This window comes from Mycoplasma testudinis ATCC 43263 (assembly GCF_000687795.1).
GTDB lineage: Bacteria > Bacillota_I > Bacilli_A > Mycoplasmatales > Mycoplasmoidaceae > Mycoplasmoides > Mycoplasmoides testudinis.
This window is the reverse complement of the sequence record NZ_JHXT01000033.1, coordinates 1-7010: the sequence shown is the minus strand read 5'-3', so window position 1 is coordinate 7010 and position 7010 is coordinate 1. Positions and strand designations below refer to the sequence as shown.

General features: G+C 31.0%; 6 protein-coding genes. All 6 read left to right on the top strand.

The features are described 5' to 3' along the window. Positions 1 to 878 precede the first annotated feature (878 nt). Positions 879 to 1913, top strand: coding sequence for a class 1b ribonucleoside-diphosphate reductase subunit beta (nrdF, locus tag T384_RS0105750; RefSeq protein ID WP_036499431.1), 1035 nt, complete (start codon positions 879 to 881; stop codon positions 1911 to 1913). 27 nt (positions 1914 to 1940) lie between these two features. Next, positions 1941 to 2390, top strand: a complete 450-nt coding sequence (nrdI, locus tag T384_RS0105745; protein ID WP_027120198.1) for a class Ib ribonucleoside-diphosphate reductase assembly flavoprotein NrdI — start codon at positions 1941 to 1943, stop codon at positions 2388 to 2390. Between the two features lie 33 nt (positions 2391 to 2423). Continuing rightward, positions 2424 to 4583 (top strand): class 1b ribonucleoside-diphosphate reductase subunit alpha, encoded by a 2160-nt coding sequence (gene nrdE, locus T384_RS0105740; RefSeq protein WP_027120197.1) that lies wholly within the window; start codon positions 2424 to 2426, stop codon positions 4581 to 4583. Between the two features lie 233 nt (positions 4584 to 4816). Then, the gene (locus T384_RS07105) at positions 4817 to 5665 is read left to right on the top strand and encodes a Cof-type HAD-IIB family hydrolase (protein ID WP_027120196.1); all 849 of its coding nucleotides are present in this window, start codon (positions 4817 to 4819) and stop codon (positions 5663 to 5665) included. Between the two features lie 94 nt (positions 5666 to 5759). After that, positions 5760 to 6590 (top strand): MurR/RpiR family transcriptional regulator, encoded by an 831-nt coding sequence (locus T384_RS0105730; protein ID WP_169734591.1) that lies wholly within the window; start codon positions 5760 to 5762, stop codon positions 6588 to 6590. Positions 6591 to 6749: 159 nt separating this feature from the next. Continuing rightward, positions 6750 to 7010 (top strand): transposase (locus tag T384_RS06805; RefSeq protein ID WP_036499155.1); only part of this gene is annotated, 261 nt, incomplete at its 3' end.

The following is a 7010-nucleotide window of genomic DNA, read 5'->3' as shown; positions in this document are numbered from 1 at the left end:
AACCAAAACCAAATCTAGTTTTGTTAATAATAAAGCAATTCTAAAAATTGTTTATTTAGGCATCATGAATTACGAACGCGACGATAGGCAAATGAAAGTTCGTAATTGGCAAAGTATAATTCAGCAACTCGAAATTCTATTTGATATAGATTTGCAACCAGAATAAATACAAACACTTAATTTATTGTTCAATCTTGACCAAGAGTCAAAGATTTGCGCGTTTAAATAATGATAAAAACGGAAAATTGCGAAAGCGTTTCCGTTTTTTAGTATACTTTTAATAACACGATGTCAATGGTTTCAAAGAAATCTAGACATTAACACACTTAAATCATTACTTCCGGGAAAATGTTTAAAACATGTTTTTTTCACATTTTTTTTATAGTTTTTTAAAATATTTTTTTAAATATTTGAATATTTCATCATTTGATCTTTTTAGAAGCAAAATGGAGTATTTTTTTCTAGAAACATCTATTATTTGCAAAAATAAGGCCTTTTAAAAGGTTTTTTTGTGTATTACGTAATATTTACAAGATTTTGAAAAAAATTTCCTTAAAACGCTTCTATTTTGATTTTTTAAATATTCAAAAAGTGTTGTTCACCAATCTTTTAAAAAAAATTAACAATATTTGTTGCTTATCCACAATTTATTTTATACTACATCTTGCGTGTCTGAAATTTTAGTTCAGCTAGTAAATTTTTTTAAATACCGGAAGTGCTCCGAGGAACAATAGAGATTGAAAGTTTGAAAATAACTTTTAAATCAATTTCAAGAAAACATTAGATCTCTTGAAATTTATAAACTATGCCTACAGCACATTTTTTTGTCCCAAATTTTGAACTATTTACTTACTTTTTAACCATCTAGAGGCAATATTATGAAAGAAAATAAACTTAAAGTACGGAACCAGTACTACCTGGATTCTGTATCCCCAATCGAATATTATAAAAACGGCTTTAAAGGCAAAATGCGTGCGGCCAACTGAAATGTCATTAACGATGATAAAGATCTTGAAGTCTGAACCCGCGTGACGCAAAACTTTTGGATTCCTGAAAAAATCCCTGTATCTAATGATATTTCATCTTGAAAAACTTTAGATGATAAATGGCAAGAATTGATAACTCGTACTTTCACTGGTTTAACTTTACTTGATACGATTCAAGCCACTGTGTGTGATATTGCTCAAATTCCTAATTCGTTAACTGACCATGAACAAGTAATTTATGCTAATTTCGCATTTATGGTGGGTGTTCACGCTCGTTCTTACGGTACAATCTTTTCAACTTTGTGTTCTAGCGAAATGATTGAAGAAAGTCATGAATGAGTTATTAACAACCAAAGCTTGCAAGACCGTGCCCGAATTTTAATACCGTATTATCACGATAAGAATCCATTGAAATCTAAAGTTGCTGCAGCGTTGATGCCAGGGTTCTTGTTGTATGGTGGATTTTATTTACCATTTTATTTATCTGCTCGCGGTAAGTTGCCCAACACCAGCGATATTATCCGTCTGATTTTGCGGGATAAAGTCATTCATAATTATTACAGTGGTTACAAATATCAAAAGAAAGTTGCAAAACTTCCTGTAAAAGAACAAGAAGAGATGAAGTCCTTTGTCTTTAAACTTCTTTATGATTTGATCGATCTAGAAAAAAAGTATTTGTATGAATTGTACGAAGGATTTGATTTAGCTGAAGATGCTATACGATTCAGTGTCTATAATGCTGGTAAGTTTTTGCAAAATTTGGGTTATGAATCCCCATTTACTGCTGAAGAAACAAGAATTGCGCCAGAAGTTTTTGCTCAATTATCAGCAAGAGCAGACGAAAACCATGACTTCTTTTCAGGGAATGGTTCTTCTTATGTTATGGGTGTGATTGAAGAAACTGATGATGACGACTGAAAATTTTAATCATTATTTATAAAGGAATTAATAACTATGAAAGATCTAATTAAAGTTGCTGAAGTTCAAAGACCTACCGGGGCTTGCTCTGTTGTTTATTTTTCGTCCATTTCAAATAATACACACCGCTTTATTCAAAAATTGGATTTACCAAACCATCGAATCCCATATTCGTTTAAAGATCCTGAATTAATTATGGATCAAGACTATGTATTAATTTGTCCAACTTATGCCGGTGGAGGAGACCAAACAGCTGGAGCGGTTCCTAAACAAGTTATTAAATTTTTAAATAACGAACAAAATCGAATTCATTGTAAAGCGGTCATTGCCTCTGGCAACACTAATTTTGGTGAAACTTTTGCCATCGCTGGGCCTATTTTATCTAAAAAATTAAATGTTCCGTTATTGTATCAGTTTGAATTATTGGGGACTGCTCATGATGTTGAAGAAGTAAAAAAACTAGTATTAGATTTTTGGAATAAATAAGTAGTAAATTAACAAGAAACAAGGAAGCAAATTATGAACGACAACTACAAAAATAATGATTTGAAAAAAGAAAACGACGAATACATTGCTTTAAATGCATTGTCAAAAATGACAATTAATGGAAAAGACAATTTTCATGCTGATAAAAGCGCTGTAGCTGAATATATGCTTCGAAGTGTTAAACCAAAAACAAAGATTTTTAATTCGTTTGAAGAAAGAATGGTTTATTTATTAGAAAATGGTTACTATGATGAAGAAGTGATAAACAAATATGAAATAAGTTTTATTAAAGAACTAACAATTTATGCAAAGTCTTTTAAATTTGAGTTTGCTTCTTTCATGGGAGCTTTAAAGTTTTATAACACCTATGTTTTGAAAAGCTTTGATCATAAAGAGTATTTAGAAACTTTTGAAGATCGGGTTGTCATGAATGCCTTATTTTTAGCTAACGGAAATAAAGAAATGGCTAAAGATTTGACAAAACAAATGATGTATCAACGATTTCAACCTGCAACTCCAACCTTTTTAAATGCTGGAAAAAAACAACGTGGTGAATTTATTTCTTGTTATTTGCTTCGTGTTGAAGACAATATGGAATCAATTGGCCGAGCAGTTGCAACTTCTTTACAATTGTCTAAGCGAGCTGGAGGTGTAGCTTTATGTTTAACAAACCTTCGTGAAGCTGGTTCTCCAATCAAAAATATCGCAGGGCAATCAAGCGGTGTTATTCCTGTAATGAAAATCTTGGAAGACTCTTTTTCTTATGCTAATCAATTAGGCCAACGTCAAGGTGCGGGAGCTGTTTATTTACAAGCCCACCATCCAGATGTGATGCAATTTCTTGACACCAAACGTGAAAATGCTGATGAAAAAATTCGTATTAAATCTTTGTCGTTAGGTTTAGTTATTCCTGACATTACTTTTGAATTAGCTGCTAACAACCAACCGATGGCGCTGTTTTCGCCTTACGATGTTAAAAAAGTTTATGGAAAACCGATGAGTGATATTTCAATTACAGAAGAATATGACAATATGTTAGCTAATCCTAAAATTAAAAAAACTTATATCAATGCGAGAAAGTTTTTCTTAACAATTGCTGAACTTCACTTTGAATCAGGATACCCTTATATTTTATTTGAAGATACAGTTAATCGGAACAATCCTAACGAAGGGCGGATTGTGATGTCAAATTTATGTTCAGAAATTGCGCAATCTTCAACTCCTAGTGAATTTGGTGAAGATTTAAGTTACCAAACAGTTGGTGAAGATATTGCTTGTAATTTAGGTTCGATTAATATCGCTAAAATTATGGAAGCTGGTGAAGAATTCGGAACCACTATATCTGATGCTATTTATGCACTAAATACAGTTTCTACAAACTCTAATTTGAGTAGTGCACCTTCAGTTAAAAAAGGAAACCAAAACAATCATGCTTTAGGCTTAGGCGCTATGAACATGCACGGTTTTTTAGCTACACATGAAATTTATTATGACTCACCTGAAGCTTTAGATTTCACAAATATTTTCTTTTATACAATGGCTTATTACGCATTTAAAGCTTCTAATCAAATAGCAATTGATTCTGGAAAAACATATGTAAATTTCAAAAAATCAAAATATGCGGACGGGTCTTATTTTGATAAGTACACAAAGTGTGATGTTAATGAATTTACATGTAAAACTGAAAAAATTGCGCACGTTATAAAACACTACAAAATAAAAATACCGACACAAAAGGATTGAATAGAACTGGTTGAAAGCATTAAAACTTATGGTCTTGCAAACTCTCATTTAATCGCTATTGCTCCGACAGGTTCAATATCTTACTTATCGTCTTGTACTCCTAGTTTACAACCTGTTGTTGCTCCAGTCGAAGTTCGTAAAGAAGGTAAAGTTGGCCGGGTTTATGTTCCCGCTTATAAAATTGATGAAAAAAATAAAAAATATTACGAACAAGGTGCTTTTGAATTAGGACCTAACCCAATTATTGATCTTGCAGCAGTGGCACAACGTCATGTTGACCAAGCGATATCATTAACCTTATTTATGACTGATAGCGTTACAACACGAGATCTTAACAAAGCTTATATACGTGCTTTTAAAAAGAAATGTTCTTCAATTTATTATGTTCGTGTTCGACAAGATGTATTAGAAGACAGCGAACATTTAGAATGTGATACTTGCGTAATTTAAAACTAATTATAGTCAATATCCATGAAAGCGTTAACTTGTAAAGTTAGCGCTTTTTCTATGTTTTAATTAGTAACGTCATATTTATCTTTTTGAGATTGTTATATGAATAATCAAAACAAAGTTTCATAAATTTTGTCTCCTGTTCATTGAAGGATTATGTTAGATATGTTAGCGTTTTATGATATTTGTTTTTACAATGTTAAATACTAATAAAAAGATTTAGGATATTTTTAATGTCTAAAATTAAAAATTTTGTATTTGATCTTGATGGAACGCTTTTAAATAAGCAGTCTCTTTTGTCTCAAAGAACACAGGATTATTTAAAGAATTTAAAAGAGATCAAAATGTTCATTGCAACTGGAAGGCCGTGGTTTCATGCAATTGAATTTCATTCCCAATTGAATCTTAAAACTCCTATTATTTCTAATAATGGCGGCTTAGTTTATGACATCGTTAATAATAAGCCATTACTTACTGCTAGCTTTAAATTTACTACGGCAAAAGATATTCTCAATATTATTATTAAGCACCAGGTTCCAGTGTTTATTAACACTCCTAAAGTAATTTATTTGTGGTGCCCAAAAAATGTTTATTCTCCACAAATGGAACATACTTTAAAAATTTGAAAAACTTTCGATACTTGAAATGATTATCCAGCTATAAATTGAGATGAGAAATACTGTTCACCAGAACTTGGTGCTTTAAAATTTGTGATGGCTCCAACAAATAATATGCAAGAACAAATGCAAAAAGTTATGGATGAGGTTAACCAAAAATACTCATCTGAGGTATATATTGTTGACCCTGGGCCCGGATATATGGATATTATGCCTATTGGTTTTTCTAAAGGTAGCGGACTATTATTTTTAGAACAAAATAATTATTTAGATAAAGACCAAACGATTGTCTTTGGTGATGCTGAAAATGATGTTTCAATGTTTTCATTAGCAAAGTATTCAGTGGCAATGCCACAGTCTAATGAGAGCGTGAAAAAGGCTGCTACACATGTAGCAAATTTTTCTGCTTCTGATGATATCATTGTTGATTTTTTGGAAAACCATTTAAACTTGTGAAAGGTTTAAAATTTGTTTATAAATTTATATTAAATAGTAGTGATTTTTGTTATTGCTTTGGAATGTTTTAAAAATAAAATATAAACGAGAAAATATGTCTACAATGGAAAAAAAGTTCGTGATTCTGGATTCCCAAACTCCAGGATTATCTGAAAATGATAAAAAGACAATTAATTTAATTAATAAGGACCCGGTGCCACTTCAAGATTTAATAATCGAAAACGCAGCAAAAACTTATTTTACGACTAAATCATCTTTATCGCGTTTAGCGAAAAGGCTTAAATTTGGCAGTTATTTAAAAATGCGTCTTTATGTCAAAGAACAATATACAAAATATCACGATCACCCAATTAACGATAGCGATAATTTAATGGATCGTGTGCACAATCTTGAAAGCTATTATATCTACGCGATTAGTCAAACAATAAAAAATATTGATAAGAAAAATTTACGTGATATTTGTCATGTAATAGATAAAGCAAAACGCATTTTTGTTTATGCTACGGGAGCATCATTTCATGCTGCAAGTGACTTTTCAAGAAACTTACAAATGTTGCGTAAACAAGCAAACGCATACAAAGATTTAAGTTATGCAATTTTAGAGCTTGCAAGCTTAGATGCTAGAGATGTTGTGATTTTATTTTCGCATTCTGGAAAAACAAAAGAGGTCCTGTTTTTATTAGAACAATGTAATTCTTTAAAACTTCGGACAATCATTATATCTTCTAATGAAAAATTGCGTTCTAAAGGAAACTATTTTCTTTCAAGCCAATGTATTTGTAAAGAAAAACCAATTATCCCTATTAGTTCTAAGCCAGCGCAATTTATATTGACTGATGCGATTTTTCAGGAATTATACTTTATGAATAAAGACAATAAAAAATATGAACAACAAAGTAAAAAGATAATGAATGATTGAAGAAGTTATAAGTAAAATCTTTTATCTCATAAAAGAAGATATGAAGTATTATTCTGTAACCTAAATAAATAATAAAAATTAAAAATATCACGAAAACCAAGGTAGTAATGAAATAAGTGTGTTAAATTGGCATCGTGTTAAAATTCAAATAATTAATTAAGGATGATTAACAAGATGGCAAAGAAAATAACTCCAAAACCACCTAAATCTGAAAATTATCGAAAAGTAATGGACCAATTTAACCAATTGGTACTAGGAAACCCAGATATTTTTGATGCTAGCAGTGCCAATAGTTTAATTAAATCAATGACAGAAGTATTTTCTGAACCACTGAATGCACTTCTTAAAGCCGAAATGGATGAACATTTAGGAAGAAGCGAATACGAGCGTTCTGAAAACTCCAATCGCCGGAATGGTTTCATTGAAAAAACTGTT